General features: G+C 56.6%; 19 protein-coding genes. 17 read left to right on the top strand and 2 right to left on the bottom strand.

What is annotated here, in order from left to right; all coding sequences use genetic code 11:
• Window positions 1–58 precede the first annotated feature (58 nt).
• From VMS83_RS00655 to VMS83_RS00600, 12 genes are all read left to right on the top strand, one after another.
• Window positions 59–214, top strand: coding sequence for a hypothetical protein (locus tag VMS83_RS00655; RefSeq protein ID WP_325408850.1), 156 nt, complete (start codon window positions 59–61; stop codon window positions 212–214).
• Window positions 211–675, top strand: a complete 465-nt coding sequence (locus VMS83_RS00650; RefSeq protein WP_325408848.1) for an alpha/beta hydrolase — start codon at window positions 211–213, stop codon at window positions 673–675. The genes VMS83_RS00655 and VMS83_RS00650 overlap by 4 nt, the downstream gene beginning before the upstream one ends.
• A gap of 144 nt (window positions 676–819) precedes the next feature.
• A complete protein-coding gene (locus tag VMS83_RS00645) occupies window positions 820–1,149 on the top strand; it encodes an ATPase (protein ID WP_325408846.1) in 330 nt (109 codons plus the stop codon).
• Window positions 1,136–3,109, top strand: a complete 1,974-nt coding sequence (locus VMS83_RS00640) for a V-type ATP synthase subunit I (protein WP_325408844.1) — start codon at window positions 1,136–1,138, stop codon at window positions 3,107–3,109. Before VMS83_RS00645 ends, VMS83_RS00640 begins: the two co-directional genes overlap by 14 nt.
• 3 nt (window positions 3,110–3,112) lie before the next feature.
• A complete protein-coding gene (locus VMS83_RS00635; protein ID WP_325408842.1) occupies window positions 3,113–3,361 on the top strand; it encodes an ATPase in 249 nt (82 codons plus the stop codon).
• A 13-nt stretch (window positions 3,362–3,374) separates the two neighbouring features.
• Window positions 3,375–3,950 (top strand): V-type ATP synthase subunit E family protein, encoded by a 576-nt coding sequence (locus tag VMS83_RS00630; protein ID WP_325408840.1) that lies wholly within the window; start codon window positions 3,375–3,377, stop codon window positions 3,948–3,950.
• Between the two features lie 12 nt (window positions 3,951–3,962).
• Entirely contained in the window at window positions 3,963–5,018 is a 1,056-nt protein-coding gene (locus tag VMS83_RS00625; protein WP_325408837.1) for a V-type ATP synthase subunit C, read from the top strand.
• Complete coding sequence (locus tag VMS83_RS00620) at window positions 5,019–5,321, top strand: V-type ATP synthase subunit F (RefSeq protein WP_325408835.1); 303 nt, start codon at window positions 5,019–5,021, stop codon at window positions 5,319–5,321.
• Window positions 5,318–7,078 carry an ATP synthase subunit A gene (locus VMS83_RS00615; RefSeq protein WP_325408833.1) on the top strand — a complete coding sequence of 587 codons (1,761 nt, stop codon included), beginning with the start codon at window positions 5,318–5,320 and terminating at the stop codon, window positions 7,076–7,078. Before VMS83_RS00620 ends, VMS83_RS00615 begins: the two co-directional genes overlap by 4 nt.
• Entirely contained in the window at window positions 7,075–8,463 is a 1,389-nt protein-coding gene (locus VMS83_RS00610) for an ATP synthase subunit B (protein WP_325408831.1), read from the top strand. The genes VMS83_RS00615 and VMS83_RS00610 overlap by 4 nt, the downstream gene beginning before the upstream one ends.
• 9 nt (window positions 8,464–8,472) lie before the next feature.
• Window positions 8,473–9,102, top strand: coding sequence for a V-type ATP synthase subunit D (locus VMS83_RS00605; RefSeq protein WP_325408829.1), 630 nt, complete (start codon window positions 8,473–8,475; stop codon window positions 9,100–9,102).
• 18 nt (window positions 9,103–9,120) lie between these two features.
• Window positions 9,121–10,335 (top strand): phosphoglycerate kinase, encoded by a 1,215-nt coding sequence (locus VMS83_RS00600; RefSeq protein WP_325408827.1) that lies wholly within the window; start codon window positions 9,121–9,123, stop codon window positions 10,333–10,335.
• A 260-nt stretch (window positions 10,336–10,595) separates the two neighbouring features.
• Here the strand turns inward: VMS83_RS00600 and VMS83_RS00595 are convergent, their stop codons facing one another.
• A complete protein-coding gene (locus tag VMS83_RS00595) occupies window positions 10,596–11,090 on the bottom strand; it encodes a hypothetical protein (RefSeq protein ID WP_325408825.1) in 495 nt (164 codons plus the stop codon).
• Window positions 11,091–11,238: 148 nt separating this feature from the next.
• Here VMS83_RS00595 and VMS83_RS00590 point away from each other — a divergent pair, with 148 nt between their 5' ends.
• From VMS83_RS00590 to VMS83_RS00580, 3 genes are all read left to right on the top strand, one after another.
• The gene (locus tag VMS83_RS00590; RefSeq protein WP_325408823.1) at window positions 11,239–11,553 is read left to right on the top strand and encodes a hypothetical protein; all 315 of its coding nucleotides are present in this window, start codon (window positions 11,239–11,241) and stop codon (window positions 11,551–11,553) included.
• An 83-nt stretch (window positions 11,554–11,636) separates the two neighbouring features.
• Window positions 11,637–12,116: a 23S rRNA (pseudouridine(1915)-N(3))-methyltransferase RlmH gene (gene rlmH / locus VMS83_RS00585; protein ID WP_325408821.1), complete on the top strand. Its 480-nt coding sequence runs from the start codon at window positions 11,637–11,639 to the stop codon at window positions 12,114–12,116.
• Between the two features lie 60 nt (window positions 12,117–12,176).
• Window positions 12,177–12,371 carry a hypothetical protein gene (locus VMS83_RS00580; protein ID WP_325408819.1) on the top strand — a complete coding sequence of 65 codons (195 nt, stop codon included), beginning with the start codon at window positions 12,177–12,179 and terminating at the stop codon, window positions 12,369–12,371.
• Window positions 12,372–12,542: 171 nt separating this feature from the next.
• On the opposite strand, the gene VMS83_RS00575 is transcribed toward VMS83_RS00580, so the two are convergent.
• Window positions 12,543–13,118 carry a class I SAM-dependent methyltransferase gene (locus tag VMS83_RS00575; RefSeq protein WP_325408817.1) on the bottom strand — a complete coding sequence of 192 codons (576 nt, stop codon included), beginning with the start codon at window positions 13,116–13,118 and terminating at the stop codon, window positions 12,543–12,545.
• A 741-nt stretch (window positions 13,119–13,859) separates the two neighbouring features.
• On the opposite strand from VMS83_RS00575, the gene VMS83_RS00570 reads away from it, so the two are divergent.
• Window positions 13,860–14,231: a hypothetical protein gene (locus VMS83_RS00570; RefSeq protein WP_325408815.1), complete on the top strand. Its 372-nt coding sequence runs from the start codon at window positions 13,860–13,862 to the stop codon at window positions 14,229–14,231.
• Between the two features lie 4 nt (window positions 14,232–14,235).
• Window positions 14,236–14,574, top strand: a complete 339-nt coding sequence (locus VMS83_RS00565; protein ID WP_325408813.1) for a hypothetical protein — start codon at window positions 14,236–14,238, stop codon at window positions 14,572–14,574.
• Window position 14,575 lies beyond the last annotated feature (1 nt).

The raw sequence follows: 14,575 nt of genomic DNA, 5'->3' as shown, positions 1-14,575 counted from the left end.
GGGACGTAAACAGGCATAAATAATAGCATGGGGGATAGGGTAGTGAGGTGATTGGTGCATGTGTACTGTTGGTGGACCGGTAGACATCGATCTCCCCCCGGAACGGGTGAGCGGTAAGGATTACCGGTGCAAGGAGTGCGGCGAACGGTTCAAGGGGATAGGGAAACGCCCCATGTGCCCCTCGTGCCAGTCCGAAGATGTCGTTGAAATATGAACGATCCCGCCCGAAACGACGTCCTGCTCGTGAAAGGCGCCCATTCTTTTCTGCTCGCTGCGCCCGTTCATGGGGATTTTCCCCTGTGTATTGAGACAGGCAGCGAGGAGCTTATCCAGGGCGTCCATGCCGGGGACGTGGTGGTAGTCTCCGCTCCCGGTGCCGGCCCGGTCGAGCCGGCCCTGATGCTTCTTGAGCTGGTCAGGACATACCATCTGCCGCTCGTGGCTCTCTCCAGGAATCACCCGGGATCGAAACGGATCCCCTACGTGGTCTCGATCGCCCCCGAAATTCATACCAGCTGCTCGATAGTACGGGGAACACATCCGGAACAGCATCTCGTCTGCTCCTCGGATGAACTGGCCGGTCTGACTATCCGGATGGCTGACGGAAGTATTGAGGTATCGCCCCATCGTGATACGATCATCATCGGGCCTCTTTCCGGATCTCAAATCCCTTGAATTTTCCCGGTTTTAGCCATGCCGGGCATCTTTTTAACCCGGCCGACGTGCCACTTCCCTTAAAACAAGGCCTGAAAATAGTAAATAACAATACATATATTGTGACTTTTACCAACTATTGTACTGCCGTGAGTGGAGGGTTGGATGAAAACTGAGGTCTTAGACGACATCAAGAAAACCGAAGCTGAGTATCAGTCGATGATCAGTACGGCACAGGAAGAGAAGAAAAAGCGGCATGCCCAGGCTGAACTGGAAGCTGATAACCTGATTACCAAGGCGCAGAGCAACGCTGAACAATACAAGAAGCTGAAACTGGAAGAAGCACGGCACCAGGCAGCACAAAAACACGCTGAGATCCTCAAAGAAGGCAACCAGCGTTCAGCGGCATTGAAAGAGAAGGGCACAAAGAACCTCTCAAAGGCAGTGCAGCTGCTGGTATCGCGGTTTAGGGAGCAGCTGCATGTTAGCGCCTAAACCGATGAGCCGGATGCTCATCGTCGCCTCACGTGACCAGGCAGTGCCTATCATACAGGAACTGTACCGCGGCAACGTGTTCCACATCGAAGAGTACGTGGAGCAGGGCCGCGAGGGATACGAGGGTTTTAAGATCGGCACGCCTCTTACGGGGGCGACCGAAGCATCCACTGAGCTTATCAAGGTCAGGGCGATTGAGAACGTCTTTGCCATCCGTGGTGAGGACATCGATGCAAAAGAGAGGCTGAGCCAGCCCCGGATTCGTTCGCAGATCGAACAGGATCTCCCCGGCATTGAAAAAGAGGTCGAGGAGCTGGCGGGCACACGCTCGAAACTCGATACGAGGGTAAAAGAGTTTGAGCAGAAGATAGCCGAGCTTGTGCCATTCCTGGATTTCCCCGCGGATCTCGCACTTTTACGGGGTTTCCGGCACTTCTCCGTTCTTGCCGGTTATGTTGCCGGTGATGTGTCCCTGAATATCCCGCACGAGATGCAGGTTATCAGGGGCAAGGACCGATCGTTTGCCATCGCCATTGTTCCCGAGAAGAACAAGGCCGAGGCAGAGCGGACGTTCCAGGATGCGGGATTCCAGGCCGTTACCATTCCCGAAGAGAACGGTACAGCCACGGCCCGCACCGCGTATTACACGGAGCAGATCGCGGCGCTGAAAAACGAGATCGGCGCGATCAATGAAAAACTCGCACACCTCAAGGAATCCCACACCGGGTTCCTGGTTGCCTGCGAGGAAGCGTTCCGGGCAGATATCGAACAGGCCGAGGCACCCCTGCGGTTTGCCACAACCTCGAAGGTATTTGTGGCTGAAGGATGGGTACCGGCGGACCGTGCAAAGGGTATCAGTGAAGCCCTGGACAAGGTAACCGGCGGCAAAGTCTTTGTCACCGAGCTCCCCGTTGACCCGCACCATGACGCGGTTCCGGTGGAGTACAACAACCCGTCGTTTGCAAAACCGGCCCAGATGCTCATGGATATCTATTCCCGCCCGATGTACACAGAGGTGGATCCGACACTGATGCTTGCCATCGTGTTCCCCATCTTCTTCGGGCTGATCCTCGGGGATGTCGGGTACGGCATCTTACTCCTGATCATGTGCTTTGCGCTCCGCAAGGTGTTCAAGGGCGATGACGGCCGCGAATTCCTCGTGGTGCTCAGGAACGCGAGCATCATGAGCATCATCTTTGGTATCCTGTTCAGCGAATGTCTGGGATTCGAACTTCCCTGGCAGCCGATCATCTTTTCCCGGCACCTCAACATCGGGGGAGCCGAGGTGGCCGGCCACGGGCCTGCCATCGCCGAACTGATGGTGGTCGCCATCTGGATCGGGATCCTGCACATCACGCTTGGCCGTGCACTGGGCATGGTCAACCATGCACGCCAGGATCACGGATCACACCGGATTAAGGCGGTCCTTGCCAATTTCGGCTGGATCACCGTGATGTGGGGGATCATCATCGGCATCTGGTCGATGTTTCCGATCCCGCTCATGCCGGACCTGACCGGGCTCCCGGTGGTCTTTGCCGGGCTTTCGGTTGGTCTCATCGTCGCGATTGTCTTTGTCGTGATGGGTATCATCTTCATCGCACGGGATGCTATCCTTGAGATCGTGGAACTCCCGACTATCATCTCACACGTGCTCTCCTATGCCCGTCTGGTGGCAGTCGGACTGTCCTCGGTCGCCATCGCGATGGTCGTCAATTACATGTCCATCGGGATGTTTATCTCACCCGCACTGAAAAATTTCTCAATTCTGAGTATTGTCCTGATTATTGTCGGTGTCCTGGTCTTTTTGCTGGGGCACGCACTCAATCTTGCACTTGGTCTTCTGGGTGGCGGACTCCACTCAATCAGGTTGCATTACGTTGAATTCTTCACCAAATTCTACAAGGGTGGAGGCCGGAAGTATATTCCATTTGGTATGAAACGAAGATTTACGGAGGATTAGATTATGGCAGACGTTAACATGACTCTTGATATGGTTCAGGCATCGCAGGCAGGAATGAAGGCAATCGGCGCAGGTCTTGCCGTCGGTCTTACCGGTGTAGGCACCGGTGTCGCCGAGATGGGTATCGGGGCCGCAGCAGTCGGCGCTATCGCGGAGAACAAGGACTTCTTCGGTCTGGGCCTGCTCTTTACGGTTATTCCGGAAACCATCGTTATCTTCGGTCTTGTCATTGCACTGCTGCTCCTGTTCTAAGTGAGGCAGAACAATGGGACTGGAAGCAGTACTGGAAGAAATCAGGGAAAAAGGCAAAAAAGAAGCGGACGCAATCCGCGCCGAGGCCGCAGGCGACTCTGACCGGATCCTCGCGGAAGCAAACCGGAAGGTTGCGGGGATCAAAACGGAAGCCGAGGATGCATCAGCAAAACAGGCAGCCCGCATGATCTCCCAGGATATCTCGGCGGCGAACCTCCTCGTTAAGCGGGAGCTCCTCAACACGCAGAAAGGGCTTCTTGACGAAGTGTACGAAGGCACGAGAAAAGAGATTGCCAAACTCCCTGAGAGCTTCCATCGCGAAGCCATCAAGAAACTCCTTACAGAAGCAAAAAAGGAGATCCCCTCGGGCAGGATCCACTGTAATGCACGGGACGGGGCAGCGGCAAAAGCTGTCCTTGCCGAGAAGGAATTCTCCGGCTTTACCCTGGGCGAACCGGTTGAGATCGATGGCGGGATCCTGATCGAAGGCGAAGGCAACGAGCTGCAGATCGACTACAGCTACCGTACCTTCATGAACAAAGTGTGGGAATCCGGGCTCAAGGATGCATCTGATCTCCTCTTCGGATAGGGCGGTACAGGTATGGCAGGGATGAAAGGCATTTCAGCGCCGACAATCTACGTCTGTACCAGGATGCGGGTCAGGAAGGCAAAACTCCTCCCCCGCGAAGAGTACCAGCGGATGCTCAACATGAGCCTTCCCGAGATCACCCGTATCATCGAAGAGACATCTTACAAACAGGAGATCGACGAACTGAGCACCACCTTCAAGGGGATCGACCTTTTGGAAGTGGCCCTGAGCTGGAACCTCGCAAAGGAGTACCAGCGGATCCAGGAGATCGCCCCGGGAAAACTCAAGCAGTTCACCCGGGCATACCTCCGCTACTGGGATATCCAGAACGTGCTCACCATCCTCCGCGGCAAGTCGCAGGGGGAGAAGGCGGGCAGGATCAAGGAAGTCCTTGTCCCGGCAGGAAGCCTTGACAAGGTTGTGCTCGACCGGCTCCTTGCCGAGGATGCCCCGGACCGCGTCATCGAGGCCCTCAAGGGCCGGCGGCTCTACCCGGTGCTCGCCCGCGAATACCCGATGGCAAAAGAGTCGGGGTCGTTTGCCCGGATGGAGAACGAGCTGTACAAGCAGTTCTACGCGGAGATCATTGCCGAATCCGGCGGCGGGGATGCCGGGGGACGCCTGTTCCTCGCATACATCCGGCTGGATATCGACATCAAGAACATCCTGACACTCTTCCGCCTGCGGGCCGACAAGGTCCAGGAAGATGCAAAGGAGATGTATATTTCCGGCGGCACCATCACCGCTCTCGATTTCGCCGCACTGAATGCGGCAGCGGACTACCGGGAATTTACCGACCAGCTCAGGACAAAGGTCCGCACCGAACCGGTGGTCGAGCTCCTCAGGGGCCTCGAAACCGAGCGGCCGGTTCATGAAATTGCATCGCTTCTCGTGCGGTTACAGATAGAGCAGATGGAGAAACTCTCCCGGCGCAACCCCTTCTCTATCTACCCGATCCTCGTCTACCTCGAGAAGAAGAAGTACGAAGTATTCAACCTCCGGGCACTGGCACGGGGGAAGGAATCCAAGCTCTCCCCGGAAATGATCGGGAAATATCTGGTGATGTAAATGGAGATTGCAGTTATCGGCAACAGCGAGTTCATCCTCGGGTTCCGCCTTGCGGGCATACGGAAGACCTATGCCGCGGAGAACGATGAGAAACTGACCGAGTGCATCACCAGCGCCCTTGCAGACGGGCAGGTGGGAATCCTGGTCTTAAACAGCAGCGACATGGAACGGCTCCCGCGCCGGCTCCGCGCCACGCTCGAAAATTCCGTCAGGCCGACGGTCATTGCTCTCGGCGGCGAGGAAGGGGGCATGTCCATGAGGGAGAAAATCAAGAGATCGGTGGGTGTTGATCTGTGGAAATGAAAAGTGAAAAAACGAAAGAGGCAAAACAGGGCGTTCTCAAAAGAATCGCCGGCCCCGTAGTTACGGCAGTCAATCTTGACGCCCACATGTACGATGTGGTCAAGGTCGGAAAAGAAGCACTGATGGGTGAGGTCATCAAGATCCAGGGCGAGAACATCATTATCCAGGTGTACGAGGATACGTCGGGTATCAGACCTGGCGAGCCGGTCATAAACACCGGTCTCTCGCTTGCAGTCGAGCTCGGTCCCGGGCTTCTCACCAGTATCTATGATGGTATCCAGCGCCCGCTTTCCGTCCTCGTGGACAAGATGGGAAACTTCATCGAGCGTGGTGTCTCCGCGCCCGGTCTTTCCCATGAGAAGAAGTGGACATTCAAGCCGCTGGTAAAAGCCGGCGACAAGGTCGAGCCCGGCGCCATCCTCGGTGAGGTGCAGGAGACCAACATTGTCCATAAGGTCATGCTCCCGCCCAATGCAAAGGCCGGCGTAGTAAAGACCATCAGAAGCGGGGACTTCACCGTTGACGAGATCATCTGTATCCTCGAAGACGGCCGCGAGTTCCCGATGATCCAGCGCTGGCCGGTCCGTGTACCGCGCCCGGTAAAAGAGAAGAAGAACCCGACGATCCCGCTGATCACCGGTCAGCGTATCCTCGACGGTCTCTTCCCGATTGCCAAGGGCGGCACTGCCGCCATTCCCGGCCCGTTCGGGAGCGGCAAGACGGTTACCCAGCAGCAGCTGGCCAAGTGGTCCGATGCCGAGATCGTGGTCTACATCGGCTGCGGTGAACGTGGCAATGAAATGACCGAAGTGCTCACCGAGTTCCCGCACCTTGAGGACCCGAAGTCGGGGAAACCCCTCATGGAGCGGACGGTGCTCATCGCAAACACCTCCAACATGCCGGTGGCGGCCCGGGAAGCATCGGTTTATACCGGTATCACGATCGCCGAGTACTTCCGTGACATGGGATACGATGTTTCCCTCATGGCCGACTCCACCTCCCGGTGGGCAGAAGCGATGAGAGAAATCTCGTCCCGTCTCGAAGAGATGCCTGGCGAAGAAGGGTACCCCGCGTACCTTGCCGCCCGGCTCTCCGAATTCTATGAGCGCGCCGGTCTTGTCGAGACCCTCAACCATGCATCCGGCTCCGTCTCAGTTATCGGCGCAGTCTCACCACCTGGCGGGGACTTCTCCGAACCGGTTACCCAGAACACGCTGCGTATCGTGAAAGTCTTCTGGGCACTGGACGCAAAGCTCTCCCAGCGCCGGCACTTCCCGGCAATCAACTGGCTCAACTCGTACTCCCTGTACCTGGAAGCCCTCCACGACTGGTACGACAAGGAGGTTTCTCCCGAATGGAACAAAATCCGGTCATGGGCTATGGAAGTCCTCCAGAAAGAGGCAGAATTGCAGGAGATCGTGCAGCTCGTCGGTTCCGATGCCCTGCCCGAGTCGGAACAGGTAACCATCGAGGTTGCCCGTATGATCCGTGAGATCTTCCTCCAGCAGAACGCGTACGACGCGGTCGACACCTTCTGCGACATGAAGAAACAGTACGACATGATGAAGGCGATCAAGCTCTTTGCCGACCTTGCCTATTCTGCCCAGCTGGCTGGTGTCAGCCCGGCGCAGATTAACAGCGTGAAGTCCAAGAACGAGCTGCCCCAGATCAAGTTCATCAAGGACTACAAGCAGCCCTTGGCCAAGATCGAGAAGGATATGGACGCTGAGTTCAACACACTGAGGTCGGCAGCATGAAGGAATACAGGACGATCACAAAGATTGCCGGTCCTCTCGTCTTTGTCGAGAAGACCGAGCCGATTGCCTACGGTGAACTCGTCAACATTGTCCTCTTCGATGGCACCACCAAGCGTGGCCAGGTGCTGGACACCAGCGACGAACTGGTCGTTGTCCAGATCTTCGAGACCACGACGGGTATAGGGAAGGACAGCGGCGTCCGGTTCACCGGCGAGACCATCAAGATGCCGGTCGGCCACGAGATGCTGGGCCGTATCCTCTCCGGTGGCGGTAAGCCAATCGATGGCGGCCCGGAGATTGTTCCGGAAAAGCGGCTCGACATTACCGGTGCTGCGATCAACCCGTACGCCCGCGGGATGCCGGCGGATTTCATCCAGACCGGTATCTCCACCATAGACGGCACGAACACCCTCGTCCGTGGCCAGAAGCTCCCGATCTTCTCGGGTGCAGGCCTGCCGCACAACAATGTTGCGCTCCAGATCGCACGGCAGGCAAAGGTGCCCGGCTCGACCGAAAGTTTCGCCGTGGTCTTTGCTGCAATGGGTATCACCAAAGAAGAAGCCAACTACTTCATGCAGGACTTCGAGCGCACGGGCGCTCTCGAACGAGCCGTCGTCTTCCTCAACCTTGCGGATGACCCGGCTGTCGAGCGTATCATCACCCCGCGTCTTGCTCTCACCACTGCAGAGTACCTCGCCTTCGAACTGGGTATGCACGTGCTGGTCATCTTAACCGATATGACCAACTACTGCGAAGCGCTCCGCCAGATCGGTGCCGCCCGTGAAGAAGTTCCGGGACGCCGTGGCTATCCCGGGTACATGTACACGGACCTTGCCTGCATCTACGAGCGGGCCGGCATGATCAAGGGCCAGAAGGGCTCGGTCACCCAGATCCCGATCTTAACGATGCCCGGTGACGATATCACCCACCCGATCCCAGACCTGACCGGTTACATCACCGAAGGCCAGATCGTGGTCAACCGTGAGCTCCATCGCAAGGGTATCTACCCGCCCATCAACGTGCTGCCCTCGCTCTCACGGCTCATGAACCTGGGTATCGGTAAGGGACACACCCGTGAGGACCACAAGAAGGTCTCCGACCAGATGTACGCCGGCTATGCGGAGGGCAACGATCTCCGCGGCCTCGTGGCCATCGTCGGGAAGGATGCACTCTCCGAGCGCGACCGTCTCCTGCTGGAGTTTGCCGACCTCTTCGAGAACCGGTTTGTCCGGCAGGGCTATGATGAGGACCGCACCATCGAGGATACCCTCAACCTCGGCTGGGAGCTCCTCTCCACTCTGCCGGTAGAACAGCTCACCCGTATCGACCGCGACCTGATCAACAAGTACCACCCGAAGATCAAGGCCGGTGCAAAGAAGGAGTAAGGAGTTTCCATGGCGCTGCGCGATATCAAGCCAACCCGTTCCGAACTGATCAACCTGAAGCGGAAGATCCAGCTCTCCGAACGCGGCTATAAGATCCTCAAGATGAAGCGCGATGGACTGATCTTAGAATTTTTCAAGATCCTATCCGAGGCAAAGGACAGCCGCGGGGAGCTTTTGAGAAAGTACCAGCACGCCGTCGACATGATGGCGGTGGCAAACACGGTTGAAGGGGCGATCGGTGTAAAGGCCGCTGCCTTTTCGGTAAAAGAAGTGCCGGAGATCACGCTCAGGAGCAAGAACATCATGGGCGTGGTCGTACCGGAGATTGAATCCTCGAAAGTGAAAAAGACCCTCGTTGACCGGGGCTACGGTGTGCTCGGTACCTCGCCGGTCATTGACGAGACCGCGTCCGCCTTCGAGGACCTCGTTGAATCCATCATCGAGAGCGCCGAGATCGAGACCACGATGAAGCGTCTCCTCGACGAGATTGAAAAGACCAAGCGCCGGGTCAACGCGCTCGAGTTCAAGGTCATTCCTGAACTCACCGCGGCCCGGGATTTCATCAAGATGCGCCTTGACGAGATGGAACGCGAGGAACTGTTCCGTATGAAGAAGATCAAGGCCCGGAGTTCGGCGTAACCCCGGGAGTGTGGCGGTATGCCAATCGGTACGATCCGGGATCTGGGGTGCAGCGGGAAGACGGTACTGCTCCGTCTTGACCTCAACTCCCCCATCGATCCCACCTCCCACCTTATTCTCGATGACAAAAGGTTCCGCGAACACCTGCCTACGGTACGTGCCCTTGCCGATTCCCGGGTCGTGATCGTTACCCACCAGAGCCGGCCCGGGAAAAAGGACTTCACCACGCTTGAGGCCCATGCAGGCAAGCTCGAGGAGCTCCTCGGCACCCCGGTCATCTACATCGACAGTATTTTCGGGAAGCACGCGAAAGATGCCGTGCACGCGCTCAAGCCCGGGGAGGTCCTGATGCTCGAAAACGTGCGGTTTTCGGCGGAAGAAAACCTCACCATGAAACCCGAGGAGGCAAAAAAGACCCACCTCGTCAAAAGGCTTTCTGCCATGGCGGACTTCTTTGTCAATGACGCGTTCGGGACAGCCCACCGGTCCCAGCCAACCGTCGTGGGCCTGCCGCTGGCCATGCGGTCTGCGGCGGGGCTACTCATGGAAAAGGAAGTCGCCACGCTCTCGAAGGTCTTCTCGGGTGCCCCCCGTCCGGTCACGATGGTTCTTGGCGGGACCAAGATCGATGACTCGATCGAGGTCGCCGGCCATGTGCTGGAAAACGGCATTGCAGATAACGTGATCGTGATCGGTGTTGTTGCCAACGCCTTCTATATCGCCGCCGGGTACGATATCGGCAGACCCTCCACCCAGCTCATCGAGCAACTGAAGTACCAGGGCGAGATTGCGAAGGCAAAGGCAATCCTGACGAAGTTCGGTGACCGGGTGATCATGCCCTCAGCGGTTGCGGTGCGCCAGAACGGCCGGCGTGCCGAGTACCCGGTCGGGAAGATTCCCTCTGATGCGCCGGTCATGGACCTGGGCATGGACGCCCTGCCGGCACTCGTGTCAACACTGAAAAAATCCGGGACCGTGGTCTTCAATGGCCCGGCCGGTGTCTTCGAGGAGCCGGACTTTGCCACCGGTACGTTCGAGCTCCTCCGGGCTGCGTCCAGGGTCGAGTTCTCGGTCGTGGGCGGCGGGCATACTGCAGCCGTGATCGAGAAGCTCGGGATTGAAAAAGACTTCACCCACATATCCACGGGCGGCGGGGCCTGTATCGAGTTTTTGACCGGGAAAAAACTCCCGGCGGTCGAGGCACTCGAAGAGTCCTACCGGATCTTCGGGTAAGCAGAATACAATCAGCATCATTTCTTTTTTTGCGCCAGAGAAAAAATCCCGAAGTGGATTGTACCACTCTAGGGGGATTTCGCCCCCGCCGCTCGGGCATCCCCCGGTTCGTATTACCTGTATTCAGGTATGTTCTCGAACAGGTGATACCAAGGGCATCGCATACGCCCCCGTCCCCCCGGGGGCAGGACTGGCGTAATGGGGACTCTCGTATCTCTTAAAAAATGATATCTCCGGAGCAAAAATCTTTTAAAAAAAGTTCAGGTCTGCCTGAGCAGTATTTCAATGGCAGAGGTGGGGATCCGCCGGACCGGCTTTGCCTTTGCAGGCACGATGAGGGAGGGTACCGGTACCCCGGTCGTCTTTTCCAGGCTGACCCGTGCAGTCTCGATCGCCACTTCCCGCTCGAGCCTGATCATGGCCTCGTTTCTCCTTCGTAAGGCACAGAGTACGGCAAAAGAGAATGCCACTGCGGTGAAGAGGAACAGCACCGTGGCAAAGACCATGGTGAGACCGGAGATCCAGATGATCCGGTCTTCCTGGACAGTCGCCCAGGTGCCGAGGAGGAAGAGAGCCCAGAAAGAGATTACTGCAAGGCGGGTAGACTCTATCGGGCTTGCAAGACTGCGGACCCTTTTTTCCTCATAATCGGTGGGATAACGATCGATCATCTTTCCCAGGGCCAGGAGCGCTCCGCTGCACGGAACAGAGAATACCCCGGCGATTCCGAGCATCAACACCAGCAGTTCGTTCACGCCTATGCACCTCGTTATACTGTCCTATTGCCAGCCGCGCTATAAAAAGTATTCCATAAGTATTACATAGGAAATTATTTTGAGGTTTTGGTATTACAAAAAGGCGATTAACAGGCTATTTATAGTATTCTGGCTTATTTTATAGAGAATGGTGGAGAAAATACCGGCAAGCCGGGGGGAACGGGTAGCCATTTCCTATAAAATGCCCCCCAATATCTACGAGAAGGTCAATAAACTCGTTTACGAGGAAAAAAAGTTCTCCACGATCTCGGATTGCATCACGCAAGCTTTATTATCCTTTGTCGATAATCACCACGATATGGGGCAGTTCAAGGAACTGCTTAAGGATTACATGGTATCAGATGAGGGCCGTGAACTCATGAAAAATATGATGAAAGAAGTACTGCTTGATGTGCTCTCCAGCCAGAAGATCGATCCAAAGGAACGCAAAAGTAATCCTTAAGTAACATACTATCATCCTTATCCCCGCACAACGGTGAGCCCGGCGTCTGAACGCCAAACCCCCTGTTTTACAAGAGATCCGGTATGCAGGTCCGTATTATCGCCGTGGGAAAGATCAAAGAACGATTCCTTTCCGACGGGATTGCCGAGTACGAAAAACGCCTGGTGCCATACCTGAAGCTCTCTATTACCGAAATCGCGGAAGAGCGGCGGGGCGTCCATGCCTCTGCAAGCCAGGAGCAGCATGCAAAAGAGAAGGAGGGCGAAAGGATCCTTGCAGCTATCCCGGAAGGGACTTACGTGGTGGTCCTTGACATCAGGGGAACCGAGCTCGCAAGTGAAGCTCTCGCCGCCCGGCTCCGGTCCCTGCAGCTGGCCGGGACACCGTCCGTTACGGTGATTATAGGTGGAGACCTCGGGCTTTCCGATGCGGTACTCGGCCGGGCCGCCCTCCGGCTTTCGCTCTCGCCCATGACCTTTACCCACCAGATGGCCCGGCTGATCCTCATGGAGCAGCTGTACCGGGCCTGCCGGATCAACAGCGGGGAGCCCTACCACAAGTGAACGGGAGCCCCTGGTTCCCAATCCGCATCTATATCAGCCGAAAAAAAAGACATAATTTCCATGAGCACCAAGGAGCACACCACCAAAGTGGTCGATGAGAAGAGCGGCCTGATGGAATGCCTCGTCTGCGGCGAGAAGTACCATACCACGATGAAGGCCGGCCCGGACGGGAAGTTCCTGCCCGAGAACTGGGAATGTGTCAACAAATGCCGGCTGATCCACCACGATGAGGACAAGGCCGGGCACAAGCACTGATTTCCCTCCCGTCTCCCTTTTTTATTTTTACGACCTCACCGATACGTTCCGGAAAATACGGCGGCTCGTTTTTCGGCATTTCCTGCAACCGGCCGGCAAGCACCGGAGGAGGGGGGGTGCCCCCCCCTTTTAAGGGAAAGATGGAGAGGGGGTGATCCCCTGCCGTCTTCCTCACACTTTTCTCAGTACCGCCGCCCGGTTGACAAAGTACCACCGGGTCTCCACTACGCAGAGGCCGCCTTTTTCGAGAAGAGCCAGGTTCTCCCTGAATTCTTTTCCCGAAACAAGGAACGGCGGTTCGGAGTAGAAGAAGATCCCGCCGGGCGCAAGCATTGCAGTAATCTCCCGGAAGAGTTTCTCCCGGTCGGGGACCTCGTGGACCACAAAGATCGCAAACGCGGCATCGACCTGCCCATCCTTTTCCGGGGAGAGTGCGAGTGAATCCGGCTGGCAGCGGTGTGTCTGCACCCGTGAAGCAAAACCTTCGGCCTCCATCTTTGTGCGGACGATCTCAAGCATCCCTTCCTGAAGGTCGGCAGAGATAACAACTCCCTTCTCCCCCACCCTTTTTGCAAACTCGCGGGTAAAAAAGCCGGGGCCGCAACCGAAGTCAAGCACCCGGTCGCCGGGTTTCACGTACCGTTCGGCAAGCCGGTCGGGACGATAGAGAAAGCGGCGGAAGTTTGTATCGAGATGGGCGGCCTTCTCAACGGAGAAGACATCACGGGCGTGGGAGTGCGGAGGCATAATCGGAGGTAGGAAGGGAGGAGAGATATGGGTTACGGGTGGGATCTCTCCCTACATCTCAGAAAATCCGGGCCCGTATAGGCCCCGGAATCCCCCAAACCCCTCCCCGAAAACCCCGTAATATGCCCGGATTCGGGGGCGTCCGGAAATCGCCAGATAAATGCCCGGATTGCGAAAATACCCTTTTATAGCGTTCCAAAAAGACCCCCATGATCTGGGTGAGTTTTCATTTCCTGCATACTTTTGCCCATCAGGGTGCCGATCGCCCTGCAAAGGGCCATGGCGGGCCTTTCATCGCGGGGTCGAAATCAGGCGGTTTTACAGGGATATTTTCGCCGAAAAACTGTGGAAATCTCGTATTTTCTCACGTCGGAGAATCGGAGCTTATCGGATTACGGTGGTTTCTGCCGAGCAGACGTTCTCGGGGGCTTTCGCCCCTGCCGCGTGGGCATCCCCCGGGTGCGATGACGCTGTATTAACTGTGCTTAGCATCGCTCACCGGTTCCCTTCCCGGAAATTCCGTCCCATCGGATACGCCCCCGCCCCCTTGAGGGCAGGGCTGGCGAAAAGGGGGCCGGCGCAGATTAAAAAAAGATTTTCACGAAACCGATGTTTTCCGGAAACGTTTGCAGCTGGCAACGAACTTTTTTGTAAAAGTCCAATATCCATACCGGATTTTTTTGGAACGCTGGAATAGTCTCCATCACAAAACTCTTACCAGCCCGGCGCCCATGATCGTCTATGATTCCGGATGCGGATGACGATCCGTTTCCTCATGTCTATAAGGTTGACCGGCTCTATCCCGAAGAGCAGGATTTTGTCGCGGACGATGAATCCCCTCTTTCCCCCTACGAGATGGCAGAGCTCGATGAGCCGGCCATACCGGTCGAGATGGCCCCGCTGCACCCGGGAGAGGACCCCAATCCCCCGGCAGAAAAGATGGGTGGCCGTGCCGGCCCGCGGGATGAAAGCGGGATCTCACGCGATATGAAAAAGGTCGACGATCAGGTGACATTAGCGTTTTTCAAAAAGGAAAAAGGGAAGATCCGCCGGCCCTGGGACGGGCCGGATCTCTCCCCTGCAGGAAGCACAGAGGAACAAAAGGAGGGATAACTGCATGTCCCCTGCCGTATACAACCCGGCACACAAGGCAGTCCTGGATGATCTCCTCCTTGCTATCCCCGGGGTCGAGCCAGGGAAGATGTTCGGGTACCCTGCCTATTACGTGAAAGGAAAGCTCTTTGCCTGCGTGTACGAAAACGGCGTGGGTATCAAGGTGCCTGCCACAATGGCTGAAAATCTTGCAGGACAGACTGATATCACGTGGTTTGTACCCCTTGGACGCAGGAAAATGAAGGAATGGATCCGGATCGACCGGGAAAAGTCCGAAGAGTACCGGGATGACCGGGAGATCTTTTCAGCCGCGATCACGTACGTCTCAACACTCGCAAAATAAC

Source organism: Methanoregula sp., from assembly GCF_035543475.1.
In the GTDB taxonomy this organism is placed as follows: domain Archaea; phylum Halobacteriota; class Methanomicrobia; order Methanomicrobiales; family Methanospirillaceae; genus Methanoregula.
Note: the sequence above shows the minus strand (reverse complement) of the source record. Positions and strands in the feature narration are given on the sequence as shown.

What these genes read in the sequence shown, in the direction of transcription:
- VMS83_RS00635 (WP_325408842.1), top strand. Translation starts at nt 3,113, where the DNA reads ATGGCAGACGTTAACATGACTCTTGATATGGTTCAGGCATCGCAGGCA.
- VMS83_RS00605 (WP_325408829.1), top strand. Translation starts at nt 8,473, where the DNA reads ATGGCGCTGCGCGATATCAAGCCAACCCGTTCCGAACTGATCAACCTG.
- VMS83_RS00610 (WP_325408831.1), top strand. Translation starts at nt 7,075, where the DNA reads ATGAAGGAATACAGGACGATCACAAAGATTGCCGGTCCTCTCGTCTTT.
- VMS83_RS00570 (WP_325408815.1), top strand. Translation starts at nt 13,860, where the DNA reads ATGATTCCGGATGCGGATGACGATCCGTTTCCTCATGTCTATAAGGTT.
- VMS83_RS00640 (WP_325408844.1), top strand. Translation starts at nt 1,136, where the DNA reads ATGTTAGCGCCTAAACCGATGAGCCGGATGCTCATCGTCGCCTCACGT.
- rlmH (WP_325408821.1), top strand. Translation starts at nt 11,637, where the DNA reads ATGCAGGTCCGTATTATCGCCGTGGGAAAGATCAAAGAACGATTCCTT.
- VMS83_RS00615 (WP_325408833.1), top strand. Translation starts at nt 5,318, where the DNA reads ATGAAAAGTGAAAAAACGAAAGAGGCAAAACAGGGCGTTCTCAAAAGA.
- VMS83_RS00630 (WP_325408840.1), top strand. Translation starts at nt 3,375, where the DNA reads ATGGGACTGGAAGCAGTACTGGAAGAAATCAGGGAAAAAGGCAAAAAA.
- VMS83_RS00655 (WP_325408850.1), top strand. Translation starts at nt 59, where the DNA reads ATGTGTACTGTTGGTGGACCGGTAGACATCGATCTCCCCCCGGAACGG.
- VMS83_RS00565 (WP_325408813.1), top strand. Translation starts at nt 14,236, where the DNA reads ATGTCCCCTGCCGTATACAACCCGGCACACAAGGCAGTCCTGGATGAT.
- VMS83_RS00620 (WP_325408835.1), top strand. Translation starts at nt 5,019, where the DNA reads ATGGAGATTGCAGTTATCGGCAACAGCGAGTTCATCCTCGGGTTCCGC.
- VMS83_RS00645 (WP_325408846.1), top strand. Translation starts at nt 820, where the DNA reads ATGAAAACTGAGGTCTTAGACGACATCAAGAAAACCGAAGCTGAGTAT.
- VMS83_RS00590 (WP_325408823.1), top strand. Translation starts at nt 11,239, where the DNA reads ATGGTGGAGAAAATACCGGCAAGCCGGGGGGAACGGGTAGCCATTTCC.
- VMS83_RS00650 (WP_325408848.1), top strand. Translation starts at nt 211, where the DNA reads ATGAACGATCCCGCCCGAAACGACGTCCTGCTCGTGAAAGGCGCCCAT.
- VMS83_RS00625 (WP_325408837.1), top strand. Translation starts at nt 3,963, where the DNA reads ATGGCAGGGATGAAAGGCATTTCAGCGCCGACAATCTACGTCTGTACC.
- VMS83_RS00580 (WP_325408819.1), top strand. Translation starts at nt 12,177, where the DNA reads ATGAGCACCAAGGAGCACACCACCAAAGTGGTCGATGAGAAGAGCGGC.
- VMS83_RS00575 (WP_325408817.1), bottom strand. Translation starts at nt 13,118, where the DNA reads ATGCCTCCGCACTCCCACGCCCGTGATGTCTTCTCCGTTGAGAAGGCC.
- VMS83_RS00600 (WP_325408827.1), top strand. Translation starts at nt 9,121, where the DNA reads ATGCCAATCGGTACGATCCGGGATCTGGGGTGCAGCGGGAAGACGGTA.